We start from the raw sequence: 17,974 nt of genomic DNA on the forward strand, positions 1-17,974 counted from the left end.
TCAAACTGATTCGTATGAATATAGATTACACAGTCACAGCACTAATGTTTCCAGCGATTCCTTTATTGATGGGTGTTTATAGTAATAGATTTCATACTTTAAGTGGCCTAATTAGAAAAATTCACGATGCACATGTATTTGAAAAACACACACCACCTGAATGGAAAGCACAATTTATAAATTTGAATAAAAGAATTAGCCTTTTAAAATTTACAATATTATTTGCTGCTTTTGGATTTCTCTTTAATATGCTGACAGTATTTGGTCTTTATTTGAATGAAATATTTATAGCTAGATTAATTTTTGGATCTTGTTGTTTATCAATGATTATTTCAATTATTTTTTTTATAATAGAAATTCAAATTTCTACCCGAGCTTTACAACTTCATATGTCCGATATGGATATTGATCAAGAAATAATGTAGTTATGGAAGTATAACCACTGGTCCAGTTAATAATCTTGCCTCTAAATCTTCATGAGCTTTTTTTACTTCACTTAAAGAATATTTTTTAAATACTTCTACTTTTATTTTTCCTGATAAAATTGCATCAAAAACTTTTGCAGCTGAGTCTTCTAATTCTTTTCTTGTTACTGTGTAGTGTGCTATCGAAGGTCTTGTAAAAAAAAGACCCTTAGCATTTATATGTTTTTTAATATCAAGTGTATGAACGTAGCCAGATGCATTTCCAAAAGCTACCATCATTCCTCTAATCTTTAAACATTCAATAGACCCTTCAAAAGTTTTTGTACCCACACCATCATAGACAACATCAATTCCATTTTTTCCTACTATTTTTTCAACTTCTTCAACAAAATTAGTATCAGTATAATTAATTACATGGTGACAGCCATTTTTTTTAGCAATAGCTTCTTTTTCTTTTGAACCAACAGTCCCAATTACAGTGCATCCAATTGCATTTGCCCACTGGCATAAAATTTGTCCAACACCACCAGCTGCAGCATGAAATAATACTTTATCACCTTTCTTTGCTGCATAACTTCTATGAAGTAAGTATTCTGCTGTAATTCCTTTTAACACTATGCATGATGCAATTTCATTTGAAATTCCATCTGGAACAATTACTAATTTTTCTTGTGGCATTATTTGTTTTTCTGAATAAGCACCTATAGGCATTGATGCATGACTTACTCTGTCTCCAACTTTAAACAAATCTACTTCAGAGCCAATTTCTTCTATTATTCCACATGCTTCAAGCCCAATACCACTTGGAAGTGGGATGGGGTATAATCCCGTTCTGTGATAAACATCTATATAGTTTACAGCGATAGATAAATTTTTTATTAAGACCTCTTTTGGACCTGGTTTTCCAATTTCTACATCTGTTAACTCTAAAACTTCAGGACCACCAAATTTTTGTATTTGTATTGTTTTCATTATTTTACAAATGTATCATTATGATAATCTTGCACTGCTTGCAAGATTTCAGCTTTAGTATTCATTACAAAAGGTCCACCTCTTGCAATTTCTTCATTTATTGGCTTTCCAGAAATCACCAAGAACTTAGCATCTGATTTAGCTTTTACAGTTAAATCTTCACCCCTTGTTAATAGTATTAAAGTACTATCTTTAACATTGTTGTGTTTATTTTTACCAATTTCTAATTCACCATTAATTAAATAAATAAAACTATTATGAGTAGATGGTAATTTAAAATTAAACTCTTTATCTTTATTTAATTCAACATCAAAATAAACTGGCTCAACGTTATGACCTTTGACAGGGCCCTCGGCATTTTCAAATTTACCAGCTATTACTTTAACTTGTTTGTCCCCATCTTTATGAACACTCATTTTATCTGCATCAATATAAATATATTCAGGCTTACTCATCTTCAATTTAGCGGGCATATTTACCCATAATTGAAAACCATGAAGTTTACCTTCTTTCATCGCTGGCATTTCAGAATGAATTATTCCACTACCTGTCTTCATCCATTGAACATCTCCAGCAGTCATTCTTCCTTCACCACCAGTACTGTCTTTATGTTCAAAATCTCCTGCAAGCATGTAAGTTACAGTCTCAATACCTCTATGAGGGTGGGGTGGAAAACCAGCAATGTAGTCTTCGCTATTTTCTGATCCAAACTCATCTAACATTAAAAATGGATCAAAGTAGTTTGGTTCAACACCAATACTTCTTTTTAATTTTACACCAGCACCATCTGATGCTGGAATTGGGTTAATTATTTTACTTACCTCTATATGCTTCATGACTTAGAAGTAGTTAATAAATTTCTAATTTCAATGTTACTTTTTATTATGTGATCCATCACAAAAAGGCTGATTATCTGTTTGTTTACATGAACAAAAAAACTTCTTTTTAGTTTCTTCAGCTTTATATACGACTGAGTTAAATTCAGTTCCTTTATGAGAGCCATCACAAAAAGGCTGATTTTTTGATTTGCCACATGCACACCAATAATAAGATTTACCTTTTTCTACTTCAACTGCAATTGCACTATTTCCTGCTCTTTGTCCTTTAGTCATTTTACCCTTTCGATTAAAAAATTAAATTATATCAATTAATTTTTTTAAATTTTCAATTTCATTTTGAGGTTTATAATCAAGATTATCAAAAATATTATTATTTCTGTTTACCCAGATTGAATTATACCCATAATTTCCACCACCAGATACATCCCAAGTATTTGCACTTAAAAAAGCAACTTCATTTTTTTGAATTTTATATTTGTTAATTGGCATATCGTAAACCTTAGAGTCTGGTTTATAAATACCAACTTCTTCTATTGAAAAAAGATCATCAAATAAATTATCTAAATTATTAATTTTAACTAATTGATTAAGAAGGGCAGGTGTACCATTTGAAAGAATAGCAAGCTTAAAATTTTTTTCTTTAAGTAATTTTAAAACTTTAGGTACTTCTTCAAAAGGTGATAAAATTTTATAAAGATCTAATAATTCATTTCTCATCGAAGAGTCTATTTTGTAAGCTTTCATAGACTTATCCAAACTATCTTCAGTCACTTGCCAAAAATCTTTATGTCTTTTCATTAAACTTCTAAGCCAAGTATATTCTAGCTGAGTGGTTCTCCAATAATTTGCAAAACCTTCCCACTTATCACCAATTTTATCTTTACATTTTTCTGCAGCCGAGTTGACATCAAATAAAGTGCCATATGCATCAAAAATTATTGCTTTAATATTTTTCATAAACTAATTTATCAATATGAGTAACATTAGATTATTTTTTCCAAAAAGTTTATCAATTAATTTAAAGGACAAGCTTGATAAGTCACAATCTCATTATGTTTCAAAAGTTATGAGAATTAAAGAAAATGAAGTTTTTTCTTTATTTAATAGTAGTGGAGAATGGGAAGCAAAAATTATAAGTATTTCAAAAAGCTCAGTTGAATTCAATATTACAAAACAACTAAGACAAAAAGAAAATCTCAAAGAGCTATGGTTGGCTTTTTCACCCATCAAATCAAATTATTTTAATTTCATGATACAAAAAGCAACTGAGTTAGGTGTTACAAAATTTCTGCCTATTATTTTTGATAGAACGATTGTTAGAAAAATAAATAAAGAAAGATTGGAAAAAGTAATCATAGAAGCTGCTGAACAATCAAATAGAATTACGGTTCCAATAATTGAAGAACCTCAGAAATTAAAAAATTTTCTTAGTAATGATATGGATTTAATATTTACTGATCTCAATACCTCTAATACTAAAATTGATCTTAAAAAGTTAACCACAAAGCCTACTTGTGTGATTATAGGACCCGAGGGAGATTTTTCTGAGGAGGAGAGGGAAAAGATTCTTAAATTTAATGGTGTTCAGTCTATTAAAATCAATGAAAATATCTTGAGATCTGAAACGGCTGTAATTTCTGCACTATCGATCATAAATTACGCTATTAATTGATATTTTGTCGCTAAAAGTAAAAGTGTATTTTTTTAAAAGACGCTCTATATAGGGTAAAAAAATGAAAAAAATTTTATTTATAATTCTATCATATTTTGTTGCATCAAGTGCAATAGCCAACCAGCCTAAAGACTGGCAACTAGGCTTTCAAGAAGCAGCATCTTCGTCTATGAGAGAGATAGTAAACTTTCACGATAAATTGTTATTACCTATAATTATAGCAATCAGTGTATTTGTATTATTTTTAATGGTTTATGCATGCATAAGGTTTAGAGCCTCAAGAAATCCCAATCCATCTACTACAACACATAATGTTGCTGTAGAAGTTTTATGGACATTAATTCCATGTTTAATTTTAATTGTTATGGCTGTTCCATCTTTTAAAATTTTATATAAACAAGATACAATTCCAAAAGCAGACGTTACGGTTAAGGCAATAGGCTACCAATGGTACTGGGGTTATGAATATCCAGATGAAAATATTATTTTTGACTCTTACATGATTGAAACAAAAGATCTTAAAAAAGATCAACCAAGACTACTTGCTGTAGACAATGAAGTTGTTGTTCCAGTTAATAAGGTAGTAAAAGTTTTAATTACAGCAAACGATGTATTACATGCTTGGGCACTCCCTTCGTTTGGTGTTAAAAGAGATGCTGTGCCTGGAAGAATAAATGAAACTTGGTTTAAAGCTGAGAAAGTTGGAACATATTATGGTCAATGTTCAGAGCTATGTGGAATTAAACATGCATTTATGCCTATTACTGTAAGAGTAGTTTCTGACGAAGAATATCAAGAATGGTTAACAGGCGCTAAAATAAAATTTGCAAAAGAAATTATAGGAGAAGATCAATTTAAAAAACTAGCGAGTAAATAATATGTACACACAAACAGCATCACACGACGATCATCATACACCAACAGGTTGGAAGCGTTGGGCTTATTCAACAAACCACAAAGATATTGGTACAATGTACTTAATATTTGCAATTGTTGCAGGTGTAATTGGTACAGCATTTTCAGTTTTAATGAGAATGGAATTGATGCATCCAGGTGATGGAATTTTAGGTGGTAATTATCATTTGTATAATGTTTTAGTTACTGGTCACGGTTTAATCATGATTTTCTTTATGGTAATGCCAGCAATGATCGGTGGTTTTGGTAACTGGTTTGTTCCTATAATGATTGGTGCACCTGATATGGCCTTTCCAAGAATGAATAATATTTCATTCTGGTTATTACCCACTTCATTTATTTTATTAATAATGTCTATATTTATGGATGGCCCTCCAGGTCAAACAGGTGTTGGTGGTGGATGGACTATCTATCCTCCTTTATCTTCAAAAGCTGGACAGCCAGGACCTGCAATGGATTTTGCAATTTTAAGTTTACACTTAGCAGGAGCTTCTTCAATTCTTGGAGCAGTAAACTTTATTACTACAATCTTAAACATGAGAACACCAGGTATGACATTGCATAAAATGCCATTATTTGCTTGGTCTATTTTAGTTACTGCATTTTTATTATTATTGTCATTACCAGTTTTAGCAGGTGCTATCACAATGCTATTAACAGACAGAAATTTTGGAACCGCCTTTTTTGATGCTCAAACTGGAGGAGATCCAGTTTTATTCCAGCATTTATTTTGGTTCTTTGGTCACCCTGAAGTTTATATTCTAATTTTACCAGGCTTTGGAATGATCAGCCATATCGTTTCAACATTTTCTAAAAAACCAGTCTTTGGTTATTTAGGTATGGCTTACGCTATGGTTGCAATTGGTATTGTGGGATTTGTTGTATGGGCTCACCACATGTACACAGTTGGTTTAAGCACAGACACTAAAGCTTACTTCTTGGCTGCAACAATGATTATTGCAGTTCCAACAGGTATTAAAATATTTTCTTGGATTGCAACAATGTGGGGTGGATCTATTTCGTTTAAAACTCCAATGGTTTGGGCATTAGGATTTATATTTTTATTTACCGTTGGTGGAGTAACAGGAGTTGTTCTTGCAAATGCAGGTGTTGATACTGCAATGCATGATACATATTATGTTGTTGCTCACTTTCATTACGTATTATCTCTTGGTGCTGTTTTTGCAATTTTTGCAGGTTTTTATTATTGGTTTGGAAAAATGTCTGGCTATGAGTATTCAGAGTGGATGGGACAGTTGCATTTCTGGTTAACTTTTATTGGAGTTAATTTAGTTTTCTTCCCTCAACACTTTTTAGGACTAGCCGGAATGCCCAGAAGATATGCTGATTATCCAGATGCTTTTGCAGGTTGGAATTACATTTCATCAATTGGATCGTATATATCTGTAATTGGTCTTGTGGTGTTTTTTGCAAACCTAATTTATGCTTTTTCTAAGAAAAAAGCTGCAGCCCAAAACCCTTGGGGAGAAGGTGCCACAACATTAGAGTGGACAGTTCCATCACCACCAAATTTTCATACTTTTGAAGAATTACCAAAGTTTGAAGATGAAGAGGGTATAGAAAAATCTACTAGCTAATATTTAGATTTTTAAACTTAGAATAAATGATCAAGTCTAAATTAAAAAATAGAAACCTAAGTCAAGAAGACGTTTTTAATTTTTCTGAGCTTTTTAAGCTTATGAAGCCAAGAGTGATGTCATTAGTTATATTCACATGTGCTGTTGGATTATTAATGGCACCAAATATAGTTCCTACAAAAGATGCAATAATAGGAATTATATTAGTTTCTATTGGCGCAGGAGCTGCGGGTGCGTTGAATATGTGGTACGAGTCTGATCTTGATGCTTTGATGACAAGGACTTGTTTAAGACCAATTCCAACGGGCAAAGTTAATAGAAATCAGGCTTTAGTTTTTGGTATTACTCTGTCAATATTTTCTGTAATTGCTCTTGATTTCTTTGCTAACAGAATTTCAGCAAGCTTGTTGTTATCTACGATTTTATTTTATGTTTTTGTATATACAATATGGTTAAAAAGAAAAACTCCTCAAAACATTGTAATAGGAGGGGCTGCAGGAGCTTTACCACCAGTAATTGGCTGGACTATTGCTACAAACTCTCTTTCTTTAGAGCCCATAACTTTTTTTTTAATTATCTTTTTTTGGACACCATCACATTTTTGGGCATTGAGCCTTTATAAATCAAGCGATTATAAAAAAGCAAAGATACCTATGCTTCCTATTACCAATGGTATTGAAAGTACAAAGTTAAATATACTCATATATTCTATTATTATGCTGCCGGTAATTATCCTGCCTTATGCAATTGGCTTTGTGAGTTTAATATTTTTAATTCCATCTTTAATTTTGACATTATATTACAATTTTTTATGTTTTGAGCTTTACAACTATAAAAAAAATAAATTTAATGCGAAAAAAGCAAAATCTATATTTGGATATTCAATTTTATATTTATTTTTGATATTTGTTCTTTTTTTAATAGATAAAATTTTATGATGATACCTGATAAAAAGACTAAAAAGAAAAATATTCTAACTGCTGTATTAATTTTAGCGTTTATGGTTTTTTTATTTGTATTTACTTTATATAATGTTGGAGTATTCGATAGACAGATATGATTAAGAAGAAAACTTTAACACCAGTTTTGCTAGGAGGTATTTTTTTTCTTATGTTGGGACTTTCTTTTGCTGCAGTTCCACTTTATGATGCATTTTGTAGGATAACTGGATTTGGAGGCACAACTCAAGTATCTAAAGAAGCTCCAAATATTATATTGGATAAAGTGGTAAGCGTTAGATTTGATACTAACGTAAATAATCTTGAATGGGACTTTAAAGCCAAAAAAAATGTTATTGATGTTAAGGTTGGACAGGTCAATAGAATAGAGTTTGAAGTAGAAAATTATGGGGAAGACACGACATATGGTGTTGCAAGTTTTAATGTTTCGCCAGCTAGTTTTGGTAAATATTATAGTAAATTAGGTTGTTTTTGTTTTGAAAAACAGGCTCTTAAAGCTGGAGAGAAGGCCACTTATGTGATGACTTTTTATTTAGATCCAGAGCTTGTAAATGATCCAACCACAAAAAATTTACAGGATGTAACTATGTCGTACACTTTTTTCTCGACAGATTACTATAAACAATCATAATCACGAAAAATGTCAGCTGAAAAAAAACATGATTACCACCTAGTAGACCCAAGTCCTTGGCCTATTTACGTTTCATTTTCTTGTCTAGTTTTAGCAATTGGTACAATCTTTTATATGCACAATGATGTTTCTTGGGGAATGTACTTAGGGTTAGCATTAGTTTTATATGGTGCTTATATGTGGTTCAGGGATGTTGTGATTGAAGCAGAACATCAAGGACACCATACACCTGTCGTTCAAATTCATCATCGTTACGGAATGACGTTGTTTATTGCATCAGAAGTCATGTTTTTTGTGGCATGGTTCTGGGCATATTTTGATATTAGTTTATTTCCAAACGAGTTTGTTGGAAATGTCTGGCCTCCAAAAGATATCGAAACTTTTGATCCTTGGGACATACCATTAATCAATACTCTTGTATTGTTGCTATCAGGAACTACTGTAACATGGGCCCATCACTCGTTAATAGAAGGTGATAGAAAAGGATTTATTCAAGGCTTAACTTCAACCGTTATTTTAGGTTTCTTTTTTACTCTACTTCAAGCTTATGAATATCATCATGCAACTTTTGATTATTCTGGTCATATTTATGGAGCTGTATTTTACATGGCAACAGGCTTTCATGGTTTTCACGTTATAATTGGAACAATATTTTTAGCTGTATGTTTGTGGAGAGGTAAATTGGGTCATTTTACAAAAGATCATCATTTTGGATTTGAGGCAGCAGCATGGTATTGGCACTTTGTCGATGTTGTTTGGTTATTCTTATTTGCAGCTATTTATATTTGGGGAAGTTAACATTTAACTCTTGAAGAATAAGTTTCTATTTTCGGTTTTTGTTTACTTTATTATTTTGGTGTTGTTATCATTAGGATCTTGGCAACTTTATAGATTAAATTGGAAATTAAATTTATTATCAGAAATTGAAAATTCCCTTAAAAATGATCCTGTTGAATTTTCTGAGGTTGATAAAAAAAATTACTTAAGAATTAAAACTTCAGGAATTATTGATTTTAATAAACAAATTTATTTATATAATTTAAATGAAAGTGGAAAACCAGGTTTTGAAGTAATTAACCCTATTATAATAAATAATGAGAATTACTTAATCAATAGAGGATGGATACCATTTGACAAAAAAGATAGACCTGAAATTAATTTAATTAATGAAAGCAGTATAATTGGAACATTAAAACAACAACATAAAGCAAGCACATTTAAACCAGATAATGATTTAAATAAAAATTATTGGTTTACTCTAAATAGAGAAGATATTTTCAAATACACTGGAAAAAAATTTTCTGATTATATCATTTACTTAAACGGTGATTATAAATTGCCGAAACCCAAAGTGATTACTGCAAATATTTCAAACAATCACAAAAAGTATGCAATTACTTGGTTTTCAATGGCGATTTCAATTCTTTTGATATATCTATATTTTAGAAAAAAAAATTATTAGATGAAGTATATAAGCACAAGAGACAGATCAAAAACCTTTGAGTTTAGTGAAGTTTTTATAAAAGGGCTTGCTGATGATGGGGGCCTTTTTATCCCAGAGACTTTACACGAATACACTGAGTCTGAAATAAGTGAATTTAAAGAACTAGGTTATTCAGAACTAGCAAAAAAAATTATTCATCCTTTTATTGGTAATTTTACTTCGGAGGATGAGTTAAGCAAAATAATAGAAAAATCTTATGGAGTTTTTAGAAAAGAGAATGTTATTGAACTTATTAAAGTGGGTGACCGCTCTGTACTTGAATTATTTCATGGTCCAACTTTAGCTTTCAAAGATGTTGCTATGCAACTCTTAGGCAATTTTTATGAATATTATTTAAACAACGCAAATGAAAAAATTAATATTGTAGTTGCTACCTCAGGGGATACCGGGGCAGCAGCTATTGATGCAATTAAAGGAAAAAAAAATTTAAATATATTTGTTCTTCATCCTTATAATCGTATTTCACCAGTTCAAAGAAAATTAATGACAACTGGAAAAGAAAAAAATGTATTTAATATTGCCGTTAAAGGTAATTTTGATGATTGTCAAAATTTAGTTAAATCTATGTTTTCAGATAAAGAATTTTCTAATCAGATAAACATGTCTGGGGTTAATTCAATAAATTGGGCCCGAATTATTGCGCAAAGTGTATATTATTTTTATTGTTATCTTTTAGTTGAGGATCACAAACAACCAATAAATTTTTCAGTCCCAACTGGAAATTTTGGAGATGTTTATGCTGGCTATTTGGCAAAAAAGTTAGGTCTTCCAATTAATAAATTAATAGTAGCCACAAACCAAAATGATATTTTACATAGAGCTATATCAGAGGGTAAATATGAGGCCACACATGTCTCAGAAACTATTTCACCAAGTATGGATATACAAATTGCAAGTAATTTTGAGAGACTAATTTATGACTTAAACGACCATGATAGTTCACAAACTTTAGATGATATGAAAAATATTAAACAGAATGGTCAATATATAATTAACAATGAGAAATTAAAAAAAATTAATAAAGATTTTCTATCAGCTAGAATGAGTGAGCAGCAGACACTAGATGTAATAAAAAATATTTATGAAAAATTTAATATGATTTTAGATCCACATACTGCAATAGGATATGGTGCTTTTGATAAACATAATTTAAAAGGAAATAATATTGTTCTTGCAACAGCACATCCATGTAAATTTCCAGATGCAATTTTAAAAGCTATAAATTTAAAATCTGATTTACCAGAAGAACTGAGGTTTATTTTGGACGATAAAGAAAATTATGGTATAATTGAAAATAATCTCAAAAAAATTAAACAATATATTTTAGGAAAAATTAAATGAAAATTAAAGAAGGAGATAAAATTCCAAACTCAGAATTTTATTATTTAGATGAAAGTGATGTGCTAAAAAAAATATTTACTTCTGAGTTGTTTGATAACAATAAAACAATAGTTATTGGGGTTCCTGGAGCTTTTACGAAAGTTTGTTCAGCGAAACATTTACCGGGTTATGTAAACAATTTTGAAGTAGCTAAAAAAAAGGGAATTTCTAAAATTATTTGTGTCTCAGTAAATGATCCAAATGTGATGAAAGCTTGGGGTGATAGTCAAAAGGTAGAAAATAAAATTTTTATGGCAGCCGATCCATACTGTGAATTTACTAAATCAATAGGTGCTGATATTGATAGATTTGATAGAGGTCAAGGAATGAGATCAACAAGATATACTATGCTTGTCGAGAACAATATTGCAACTAAAATAAAAGCTGAGGAAGATACAGCTACTTGTGAAATTTCTGCAGCAGAGAATTTTTTAGACTCAATTTAAATTAGCTGCTTCTTTAGCCAAAATATCTACTTCTTCATTCATAGGGTCGCCTGCATGTGCTTTAACCCAATTCCACTTTACATTTAAAGATTGATTTAAATTGTAAAGCTCTACCCACAAATCTTTATTTTTTACATCCTCTTTTTTTGCAGTTTGCCAATTGTTGTTTACCCATTTATTTATCCATTCAGTTATACCTAACTTTACATATTGAGAGTCAGTGAAAATTTCTATTTTAGATTTAGTATCAATTTTTTTCAAAGCATTAATTGGTGCTAAAAGTTCCATTCTATTGTTTGTTGTATTTTTCTCACTTCCTGTAATTTTTTTTATCTTACCGTCTTGACTAATAATTGCTGCCCATCCGCCATTTCCAGGGTTTGTTAAACAGGAACCGTCAGTATAAATTGTGATCATTAAAACAGATAATCTCTATATGAGCTTAAATTATTGTGTGTAATAAGTTTTTGATAATATTCATTAGGGTCTTTTATTTGTATTAAGGCTGTTTTAGGAGTATTTGAGTAATCATATAATCTTGTAAGCAAATATCTAATAGCAGCACCTCTACATAAAATATTTAGTGATTTTTTCTCTCCAATTGTAATTTTTCTAACAGATTCATAACCTTTAATTAAGTTTTTTACTTTTTGTTTATTAATTAAAAATTTATTTTTCTTTTTATCAAAACATAATGCATTAATACAAATAGCTATTTCATACATAAAAAAATCATTAGCAGCAAAATAAAAGTCAATTACTCCTGAAAGCTTATCTTTATTAAAAAATATATTATCAACAAATAAATCACCATGAATTATTCCATAGGGTAATTTTTCGGGCCAATTTTTTTTTATGTTACTTAAATTTTGCATCAAAAATTTTTCTAAATTAGAATTTTTTTTAGATTTAAATTTGATACTTTTTAATAAAGGGTTTAATTTTTTAATTCCCATGGAATTTTTCCTTGAAAATTTTAACTTTTTTGTAATGGAATGCATTTGTGAAATTATTTTGCCAACCTGATAACAATTATTTAAATTTAAAGTCTGCTTATCTTTTCCTTTTAAAAATGTAACTACACATGCAGTTTTATTTTTTAATTTTATAAGGTAATTTCCATTTCTATCCTTAAGAGGTTTTGGACAACTAATCTTTGATTGGTTTAAATTATCCATAAGTTTCATAAAAAAAGGTATTTCTTTATTAGAAACTCTCTTTTCAAAAATAGTTAATATAAATTTTTCTTTTTTTGTTTTTAATAAGTAATTGGTATTTTCAATACCTTTCTTAATTCCCTGAAAACTTTTAATTTCATCAATATTAAACTTAGAATTTATTAAATGAATATCTTTACTAATAATCTTTGTATAAACAGCCATTTAGTTTAATTTTTTTGGGATTTTAAATATAACGTCTTCTTTAATTATTTCTACTTCATCTATATTAATAGTAAATCTTTTTTTTAATTCACTTATAAAATTTTCTACTAAGACTTCAGGTGCTGATGCTCCAGAAGATATTCCAATAGTATTTGCGTTTTCGATTTTTTCAAATGGTATTTCACTTTGAGAATGTATTAAGTAAGAACTAGGGCAGCCTGATTTTTTTGCAACCTCAACAAGTCTTACGGAGTTTGAAGAATTTCTGCTACCAATTACAAAAAAAATATCACATTTTTTTGCTATATTTTTAACAGCCATTTGTCTATTCGTGGTTGCATAACAAATATCCTCTTTAGGTGTTTCTTGAATATCTTTAAATTTTTTCTTCAAAATTTTAATAATATCTTTTGTGTCATCCACAGATAAAGTTGTCTGTGTCACATAAGCAATTTTTTTATTAAGTTTATTTTTATAGTTTAAAGCTTCGTCTTCATTTTGGATTAGATCAATAGTTCCTTCAGGTAATTGACCCATGGTACCTATTACTTCTGGGTGATTTTCATGTCCAATTAAAATTATATGATATCCAGCTTTATAAAGATTTTCCGCTTCTCTATGTACTTTTGAAACTAATGGACATGTTGCATCAACATAAGTCATATTATAATTTTTAGCATCTTCATGTATTTTTTTTGGCACTCCATGTGCAGAAAAAATCACTGGTCTTGATTTATCTTTAATTTCCTCTATCTCTTCAACAAATATTGCCCCTTTATTTTTTAAATCATCTACAACATATTTATTGTGAACAATCTCATGACGGACGTAAACCGGAATCCCATACTTTTCCAGAGATTTTTCAACTATTTCAATAGCTCTTTCAACTCCAGCACAAAATCCTCGAGGAGCAGAAAGTAAAATTTTTTTTTCTTTATTTTTCATATTTTTCTAAAAAATATTCCAGCAATATATGTGGAAAGGTCAAAGACGCCAAACCTATAAATATTATTTTCAAAATGGAACTATTTAAATCATAGTTATTATTTAATAAATATAGACCAATTAAACAAAAAATACCTGTTAGGATTGTTAATGGTATAGCTTTTTTAACGAATATTTTAATACCATTAGTAAAATCTTGACTATCGATCTCATAAATTAAAGACATGCTATGTCTCACTGAGTGCAAGAAACAAAAATAAATAGTGAAAGCTACCAAAGGAGAAAGATAATAATTTAATATTAAAATTGAAAAATAATCTAAGAAAATTGAAAATTTCTTTAAATTGAACTCCTTTAAAAATAGATAAATACTAGAAAGTGTACTTAAAATAATCAAAATAGGTAATATCTTGTTAGACTCTATAAAATCTAAAGTTAAATAAAAATTTTCATTATCAACCAATATCAGTTTAAATATTGATACCGTTTCATCAAAGTTGAAAAATATTGGCGCAAGTATGATTAATAATCCTTTGAAGAAAAAGAGCAATTGAATGAAAATAGATACTTTATTTATCAAAAATTGAGTATCCTCCTTTCCAAAATGGTAAGATGCTACAAGCAAAAAAACAATTAATGAAATTGATGGCATGAATATCCATATAGCAATTATTAAAATTGATATTGAAATATAGGAAATATAAAAAATTGAAATTGAATTAATATTAAAAATTTTAAAAAGTTTTCTACCTTTCTCATGATCCAAAGATCCATGAGATATACCAATTATCAAGATTAAAATAAGACATATTAATGATGAAATATTAAAATTACTTAATTTAAAGACTATAAAAGAAAAAATATTACAAAATAAAAAAAAAATAAATGAATGATTTAAATTAATTTTTTTTATTTGATTATTCATATTTAAAATAGTTGTTTTAAAAACATCCATTTAGGCATCTTCATAATTATAGAAAAATCTTCAAGTATTTTACTTTTATTTGAAAGAAAGTTGATTACTGTATTTGGAGGGCAATTAAACATTTTGTAAAATATTTTTGGCATTTTCTTTGGATTTTTTTTTAAAACTTTTAAAAAAATGTTATCTAAAAATTGATATTTTTTATTTATAGAAAACAACTCTTTTTCTCTAATTTTATTGATATTTTGCCTGATATATTTGCTTTGATCTTGAATATTTAAAAATGTATAGCCAGTGCTTAATCTAGTCATTCCTCCTGCTGTACCAATTTCAATTTGGTTTAATTTTTTAATATACTTGGGATGAAACAAAGGAATTTGACCTGTTTCTTTATAATTTATTTTATAGTTTTTAATTTTTAAATTATTTTCAATATAATTTTTTAATTGGTTATCATAATCTTTTAGTGTGGGATCATTAAGATTAGAAATCCAAGTAGTTTCTACTAATGCTTTAGTTTTTGAATAAGGTAAAGTGTAAAAGAAATGTACACTATCTTTCTGATCACAATCAAAATCCATTAAATTAAATATCTCATCATCAAAAATCTCTTTTTCAGTCTCTATTTCAATTCCTGAAAAATGTTGCCATAAACTTTCTTTATTTTCTGAAACATTACAAACACTATTAAAAATAAAAGAATTTTCAGTTTTTATTTCTTTAATATCTTTAAAAAATTGAATGTTATTATTTTGTTGTAAATTATTGATTATTTTTTTATAAAATAATCCACTATCAATGGTTTGATAAGGAGTACTTTTGCATTCAATATGTTTTGTATGATGAGGGATATTAATTGTAAAATTAGTCCAATTTTTTTTCACACAGTCTTCGAAGTTATGAGATGAAACTCTCCAATAAGACCATGTTTTATCTCTTTTGTATTCATCACGATTTTCGATAATAGCCAAAGTTTTATCAGATAATTCTGAATTAATGTTTAATTCGTACGCTAGGGATAAACCTGCGCAACCACCTCCATTAATTACATAGTCAAATTCTTTCATTAAGATTTAATTCCTCACTTATTAAAAAATGATCATGATGAATATGATCAACATTTTTATTTAATATTAATAATTTGATTAAGTCAAAAATTGCAAAAAAAGTCTCAATTAACTTTTCAAGATTTGAAACAAAAATTTTACCAGATGCTTTATAATTTTCTAAGTTTTTCTTATTAAGAATTTTATATCCTATTTTTCTATAAACTCTTCTTGCAACCAAAATTGAAAAACGAAAACTTATTGGAATTTCATTTATTGAGTAAAATGAACTTTCGTAAAATTTTTCTGCTAGTTGCAATGTTGATTTTATATCATCAAAGTTTTCATTTATATATGATCTACCATTATTTAGATCTTCAACCACATCTCTTGAAATATTAGTCAATTGCATTGCAATACCTAAATCTATTGCTGATTTTAAAGAACTTTTCTTATTTACTTTTAAAATTTTTGCCATCATTAAACCTACTGTTCCTGCAACCCTATAAGAATAAATTAATAATTCTTTTTTAGAATTTAATTTAACTGTCTGTTTAATATCGGATTGAATTCCATCAAATAGATCATTCACAACTTTCAATGAAATACTAAACTCATCAATTATCTCCCACATATTTTTAATAATAGGGTTGTTATAATTTTTTTGGATAAAGTGATTTTTAAATGCATTGAATTCATTTTCTTTTAGTTTAATAGAATTTTTATCGTCTGCTATATTGTCTACAACTCTACAAAAGTCGTATAAAGAAGAACATTTTTTGTAAGTTTGCTTTGGTAAAAAAAAACCTGCCCAATTAAATGATTTGGCATAAATTGATAAATAGTTTCTATTTTGGATCATAGAATTTTGTCTAATACTTTTGCAGATGATAACACTCCTGGGACTCCTGCTCCAGGGTGTGTTCCTGCTCCCACAAAATATAGACCATCATATATTTCAGATTTGTTATGAAATCTAAAGTAAGCTGATTGAGTAAATTTTGGTTGAATTGAGAAACCTGAACCATATTTGGTGTTAAGCTCCTTTTCAAAATAATCAGGTGTTAAATAAAAATCAGAAATGATATTATCTCTTAGATTTGGCATTAAATCATGTTCCATTTTATCAATAACTAAATCTTTCATTTTTTTACCTTCTTTATCCCAATTAATTTCTGATTGGTTATTTGGAACTGGTACAAGGACATAGAAACAATCATTTCCGTCTGGAGCCATGGATTGATCAGTAGCTGAAGGTCTATGAAGATAATAACTTATGTCGTTATTTAATTTTTTTTTATCAAATATATCTATCAGATGTTCTTTATATTTATTGCCAAATTTAATTGTATGGTGTTCAACATTTTCATATTTTTTCTTTGTTCCAAAATAATAAACAAATAGTCCCATAGAATATTCCATTCTCTTTTTTTTCCATTTAAATAAAAATGAGCTTTTATTGTTTTCATTTAATAATTTTTCATAAACTGCTGGAGGATCTGCATTACATATTACATTATTTGCTCTAATTTTAGTTTGGTTATTTATTTGAACACCAGTAATTTTATTTTTTTCTAAAATAATCTTATTAACTTCACTATTTTTAATAATTTCTACACCAACTTCATTCATTAACTTTTCTAAACCTATAATTATATTACCAGTTCCACCCATCGAATAATGAATCCCCCACTTTTTCTCCAAGTAAAGAATTAATCCATAAATTGATGTAGTAGTAAAAGGATTACCACCAACCAAAAGAGGATGCATACTTAACATTCTTCTAAGTTTTTCGTTTTGTATATAAGAGGAAACTAGTGAATAAACTGATTTATAGCTTTTAAGTTTTAATAAAGCTGGAAGTTGTTGAAGCATGACAAATGGTTTATCAAATGGAACATCTGCTAATTCCGTAAAACCCTTATCAAAAATTTTTTTTGTAAATGTCACTAATTTTTCATAACCCTTAACATCTACTTTACTCAAATTTTCTATTTGATTTTTCATTTCTTCTTCATCACCAGAATAATTAAATTTAGTCTTATCTTCAAAAATAAATTGATACCAAATTTTTAGTGGTGAAAGTTTGATATAATCTTTTGGATCTTTTTTAAACAGTTCAAATAATTCATTAATTAAGTAAGGTGCGGTAATTACTGTTGGTCCACCATCAAATACAAAACCATCTTTTTTAAAAACTCTAGCTCTTCCCCCAAGATCAGGATGTTTTTCTATGATAGTAACTTTATGACCTTTTGCTCTAAGTCTTAGAGCGGTTGCTATTCCACCAAATCCTGCACCAATAACTATAGAATTCATTTGAATAACTTATAGT

21 protein-coding genes are annotated in these 17,974 nt (G+C 28.6%); 10 read left to right on the plus strand and 11 right to left on the minus strand.

The genetic code is table 11. The annotated features are described in order from the left end of the window. Positions 1–14: 14 nt before the first annotated feature. Entirely contained in the window at positions 15–425 is a 411-nt protein-coding gene (locus tag PB7211_RS02165) for a DUF2721 domain-containing protein (protein ID WP_034398841.1), read from the plus strand. Here the strand turns inward: PB7211_RS02165 and PB7211_RS02170 are convergent, their stop codons facing one another. From PB7211_RS02170 to PB7211_RS02185, 4 genes are read right to left on the minus strand one after another with little or no spacing between them, the layout of a single operon-like run. Continuing rightward, positions 426–1,397 carry a quinone oxidoreductase family protein gene (locus tag PB7211_RS02170; RefSeq protein ID WP_008545810.1) on the minus strand — a complete coding sequence of 324 codons (972 nt, stop codon included), beginning with the start codon at positions 1,395–1,397 and terminating at the stop codon, positions 426–428. After that, positions 1,397–2,233, minus strand: coding sequence for a pirin family protein (locus PB7211_RS02175; RefSeq protein ID WP_008544499.1), 837 nt, complete (start codon positions 2,231–2,233; stop codon positions 1,397–1,399). Before PB7211_RS02175 ends, PB7211_RS02170 begins: the two co-directional genes overlap by 1 nt. Positions 2,234–2,269: 36 nt before the next feature. Next, positions 2,270–2,509, minus strand: coding sequence for a CDGSH iron-sulfur domain-containing protein (locus PB7211_RS02180; protein ID WP_008544787.1), 240 nt, complete (start codon positions 2,507–2,509; stop codon positions 2,270–2,272). A 21-nt stretch (positions 2,510–2,530) separates the two neighbouring features. After that, on the minus strand, positions 2,531–3,193 hold the full coding sequence (locus PB7211_RS02185; RefSeq protein ID WP_008545351.1) for a haloacid dehalogenase type II: 663 nt from the start codon (positions 3,191–3,193) through the stop codon (positions 2,531–2,533). A 16-nt stretch (positions 3,194–3,209) separates the two neighbouring features. Between PB7211_RS02185 and PB7211_RS02190 the strand changes: the two genes are divergently transcribed. The 9 genes from PB7211_RS02190 (at position 3,210) to PB7211_RS02235 (ending at position 11,341) form a co-directional block, all read left to right on the plus strand. After that, positions 3,210–3,908 (plus strand): RsmE family RNA methyltransferase, encoded by a 699-nt coding sequence (locus PB7211_RS02190; protein WP_008544706.1) that lies wholly within the window; start codon positions 3,210–3,212, stop codon positions 3,906–3,908. Between the two features lie 61 nt (positions 3,909–3,969). Continuing rightward, the gene (gene coxB / locus PB7211_RS02195) at positions 3,970–4,785 is read left to right on the plus strand and encodes a cytochrome c oxidase subunit II (protein ID WP_008544114.1); all 816 of its coding nucleotides are present in this window, start codon (positions 3,970–3,972) and stop codon (positions 4,783–4,785) included. A gap of 1 nt (position 4,786) precedes the next feature. Then, the gene (ctaD, locus tag PB7211_RS02200; protein ID WP_008545428.1) at positions 4,787–6,421 is read left to right on the plus strand and encodes a cytochrome c oxidase subunit I; all 1,635 of its coding nucleotides are present in this window, start codon (positions 4,787–4,789) and stop codon (positions 6,419–6,421) included. Positions 6,422–6,447: 26 nt separating this feature from the next. Then, positions 6,448–7,359, plus strand: a complete 912-nt coding sequence (cyoE, locus tag PB7211_RS02205) for a heme o synthase (RefSeq protein ID WP_008545845.1) — start codon at positions 6,448–6,450, stop codon at positions 7,357–7,359. A gap of 118 nt (positions 7,360–7,477) precedes the next feature. Then, positions 7,478–8,011 (plus strand): cytochrome c oxidase assembly protein, encoded by a 534-nt coding sequence (locus PB7211_RS02215; RefSeq protein WP_008545988.1) that lies wholly within the window; start codon positions 7,478–7,480, stop codon positions 8,009–8,011. Positions 8,012–8,020: 9 nt separating this feature from the next. Further along, positions 8,021–8,809 (plus strand): cytochrome c oxidase subunit 3, encoded by a 789-nt coding sequence (locus PB7211_RS02220; protein WP_008544377.1) that lies wholly within the window; start codon positions 8,021–8,023, stop codon positions 8,807–8,809. Positions 8,810–8,867: 58 nt separating this feature from the next. Then, on the plus strand, positions 8,868–9,473 hold the full coding sequence (locus PB7211_RS02225; RefSeq protein ID WP_232208819.1) for an SURF1 family protein: 606 nt from the start codon (positions 8,868–8,870) through the stop codon (positions 9,471–9,473). Continuing rightward, complete coding sequence (gene thrC, locus PB7211_RS02230; RefSeq protein ID WP_008544360.1) at positions 9,474–10,856, plus strand: threonine synthase; 1,383 nt, start codon at positions 9,474–9,476, stop codon at positions 10,854–10,856. Continuing rightward, positions 10,853–11,341, plus strand: coding sequence for a peroxiredoxin family protein (locus PB7211_RS02235; RefSeq protein WP_008546032.1), 489 nt, complete (start codon positions 10,853–10,855; stop codon positions 11,339–11,341). Before thrC ends, PB7211_RS02235 begins: the two co-directional genes overlap by 4 nt. Here the strand turns inward: PB7211_RS02235 and rnhA are convergent. Genes rnhA through crtI form a run of 7 tightly spaced genes read right to left on the minus strand, consistent with a single transcriptional unit; the run spans position 11,333 to position 17,958 of the window. After that, positions 11,333–11,758 (minus strand): ribonuclease HI, encoded by a 426-nt coding sequence (gene rnhA, locus PB7211_RS02240; protein ID WP_034398847.1) that lies wholly within the window; start codon positions 11,756–11,758, stop codon positions 11,333–11,335. The two genes, PB7211_RS02235 and rnhA, sit on opposite strands and share 9 nt — an antisense overlap. Beyond that, positions 11,758–12,723, minus strand: a complete 966-nt coding sequence (locus PB7211_RS02245) for a homoserine kinase (protein WP_008545271.1) — start codon at positions 12,721–12,723, stop codon at positions 11,758–11,760. The genes rnhA and PB7211_RS02245 overlap by 1 nt, the downstream gene beginning before the upstream one ends. After that, on the minus strand, positions 12,724–13,668 hold the full coding sequence (ispH, locus tag PB7211_RS02250; protein WP_034398849.1) for a 4-hydroxy-3-methylbut-2-enyl diphosphate reductase: 945 nt from the start codon (positions 13,666–13,668) through the stop codon (positions 12,724–12,726). Beyond that, on the minus strand, positions 13,658–14,623 hold the full coding sequence (locus PB7211_RS02255; protein WP_232208820.1) for a Brp/Blh family beta-carotene 15,15'-dioxygenase: 966 nt from the start codon (positions 14,621–14,623) through the stop codon (positions 13,658–13,660). Before PB7211_RS02255 ends, ispH begins: the two co-directional genes overlap by 11 nt. Then, on the minus strand, positions 14,596–15,660 hold the full coding sequence (locus PB7211_RS02260) for a lycopene cyclase family protein (RefSeq protein WP_008544608.1): 1,065 nt from the start codon (positions 15,658–15,660) through the stop codon (positions 14,596–14,598). Before PB7211_RS02260 ends, PB7211_RS02255 begins: the two co-directional genes overlap by 28 nt. After that, positions 15,647–16,501, minus strand: a complete 855-nt coding sequence (locus PB7211_RS02265) for a phytoene/squalene synthase family protein (protein WP_008544366.1) — start codon at positions 16,499–16,501, stop codon at positions 15,647–15,649. Before PB7211_RS02265 ends, PB7211_RS02260 begins: the two co-directional genes overlap by 14 nt. Next, on the minus strand, positions 16,498–17,958 hold the full coding sequence (crtI, locus tag PB7211_RS02270; RefSeq protein ID WP_008544238.1) for a phytoene desaturase family protein: 1,461 nt from the start codon (positions 17,956–17,958) through the stop codon (positions 16,498–16,500). Before crtI ends, PB7211_RS02265 begins: the two co-directional genes overlap by 4 nt. Positions 17,959–17,974: the final 16 nt, after the last annotated feature.

Origin of the sequence: Candidatus Pelagibacter sp. HTCC7211, assembly GCF_000155895.1 — a bacterium.
Classification (GTDB): Bacteria; Pseudomonadota; Alphaproteobacteria; order Pelagibacterales; family Pelagibacteraceae; genus Pelagibacter.